The organism is Chryseobacterium sp. OSA05B (assembly GCF_019970065.1).
Lineage (GTDB): Bacteria > Bacteroidota > Bacteroidia > Flavobacteriales > Weeksellaceae > Chryseobacterium.
In genome coordinates this window covers 1-2,137 of record NZ_JAHXYH010000021.1, presented here as the reverse complement: position 1 = coordinate 2,137, position 2,137 = coordinate 1, and the positions used below count along the sequence as shown (strand labels likewise).

The following is a 2,137-nucleotide window of genomic DNA, read 5'->3' as shown; positions in this document are numbered from 1 at the left end:
TTTCTTTTTGCAGCTCTTTTCCGTTGTACTCGTAATTGTAGGCAGGGTTCCCGGTGAGTGCATTATAGCCTTCGTGTTTTAAGCCGAACGGGTAAAAATTGTTTTCTTCAAGAACTTCTGCGCTGCCTGCTGTATTTTTAGAGTAGCTCAGCCGTACATTTCCCAGATGGTCGGTATAGCTTTAAATATAATATTTTTTTGTTTAAAATAAAACCACTTCGTAAACAGTAGTTTATTTTTAAAGAGCAAAAGAATAATAATTGTATCAACTGTGGATCAGTCTATTTATATACAATTATTATTTCTTGTTAAAAAAGAAGCCAAAACTATTGAACCATTACTAATACTTAGAACATGTTTAAAATAATATACAGTAAACATATGCAGTTTGATTTATCCAAATGTAATTATTATTTATTTCGAGGTTTTAAATCAAAAAAATATCTTTATAATTAGATACCAATTATTTATATTAGCTTACAAATAATACTTTCTATCCTTTAATTTCAATATCATGAAAACCAATGTTTTAATGTTTTTAGTTTCAATTTCAATAGTTAGTTGTAATTATAATGAAACTTATTCAAACAGAGAGCAAGATAAGCGAGAAGCTGAAAAAATAATACACAAATTTTATATTTCTATAAAAGGAAATAATACAGAAAAGGCGAGTAAATTATTTAGTAAAAAATTCTTTCATATAACAAGTAGGCAACGACTTAATGAAATGATTAATTGGACTAATGAAAAAGGAGGTGCTATTTCAAATTATGCTTTATCTAATTGGCAGACATTAATTATCAATGGGCCAAATCCTAAATCTGATTATTCTCTTGTATATTATGCTAAGAGAGATTCTATTAACACCCAAGAGATTTTTTCTTTGCAAAAAGAAAATGATACTATAAAAATTGTAGGATATAAAATTAATTTGGATGTTAAATAAAAATCCATAAAAATGCCCCTGAAAATGTAACATCTTTGGGGCATTATATTTTAAAATACTTTATTTATTAATATTATAGCTTTTAAAAAATGTATAATTACCATTCTTCACCCTATATACATCAAAGTTTTTTGTGTCATGTTCTTTGGAAATGGAATCACCAACTTTTAGCGTATCTCCTCTAGTATTTGTCGTAGTAATACAATATTCATTGCTATAATAAAATTGTAATGACTTATTTTCATAATTCATCACCTTAATGATTTTAGTCTTAATCTTATTTTTAAAAAAATGGTCATTATTTTTGTATATATACTTATATCCATAAAAATATCCCACTAATACTAAGCCTAATATCATAGGTACAAAGCGATAATATTTTGAAATTTTCATCTTATTTAAATTGGAAAATAGGTTTAACAATTGGTGTATACTGGTAATTTATTTGAATATTAGCCACTGATGCAGGACTTCCCTCTATTCCAACTCCTATCTGTCCTCCTACATTTATAAATCCTCCTCCTTGAATTGGATTTCGTGGATCTACAGGTGCATACATTGCATTCAAAGATCCATCAGCAATAAAACCTATCCCTGCCGAAACACCTCCCGAATGTCCTTGCAACATGCTGTACGTTATATTTCTAGAGTCACCTGTATATCTACCACCGCTAAATGTGATTCCTGCATTTCCCTCTATACCGTCTCCAACTGATCCATTCACTGAAGGAGTATAATATAAACCAGGCTGACCAGGCTTACCCCTTGTAAGTAACGTAAAATTAATAGGAGTCGTTCCTGTACCAATGATAGCTGCTACATTGGAGGATAACCCTAAACTATATGAATCATTAACCAAATCTCTTGCAATACTACTATTCCAAGCATCAGATGCTTTTGAAGTTATTTTATCTTCAATTAGTTCAACATTTACCCGAAGAATCTCTCCAATCTGAACTACTCTACTAACCTCTGCTCCAGCTAAAATAGTTGTAATACCGGCACCTTTATTGGAACCAAACAAACCTCCAACAAAACTTGCAGCTCTCTGCCAAAAAGTAGGCTTTGGAGAGGGATTGTTACCTAAGGCTGCCATTGCATTTCTATACTCTTGTGTCTCACCAAAGGTTTTTGGACTGCCACCCCCATCGGTTCTAAAATAAAATAGGCCCATTCCGTCACCTAATCCAA

General features: G+C 31.1%; 3 protein-coding genes and 1 pseudogene. 1 reads left to right on the top strand and 3 read right to left on the bottom strand.

What is annotated here, in order from left to right; all coding sequences use genetic code 11:
• Nucleotides 1-190, bottom strand: a pseudogene (locus LC419_RS23365) (hypothetical protein); the annotation flags it as partial.
• A gap of 324 nt (nt 191-514) precedes the next feature.
• Between LC419_RS23365 and LC419_RS23360 the strand changes: the two are divergent.
• A complete protein-coding gene (locus LC419_RS23360) occupies nt 515-946 on the top strand; it encodes a hypothetical protein (protein WP_223609612.1) in 432 nt (143 codons plus the stop codon).
• Between the two features lie 60 nt (nt 947-1,006).
• On the opposite strand, the gene LC419_RS23355 is transcribed toward LC419_RS23360, so the two are convergent.
• Both LC419_RS23355 and LC419_RS23350 read right to left on the bottom strand, forming a co-directional pair.
• On the bottom strand, nt 1,007-1,339 hold the full coding sequence (locus LC419_RS23355; protein ID WP_223609611.1) for a hypothetical protein: 333 nt from the start codon (nt 1,337-1,339) through the stop codon (nt 1,007-1,009).
• Nucleotide 1,340: 1 nt separating this feature from the next.
• On the bottom strand, nt 1,341-2,137 hold a 797-nt coding region (locus LC419_RS23350), incomplete at its 5' end, for a hypothetical protein (RefSeq protein WP_223609610.1).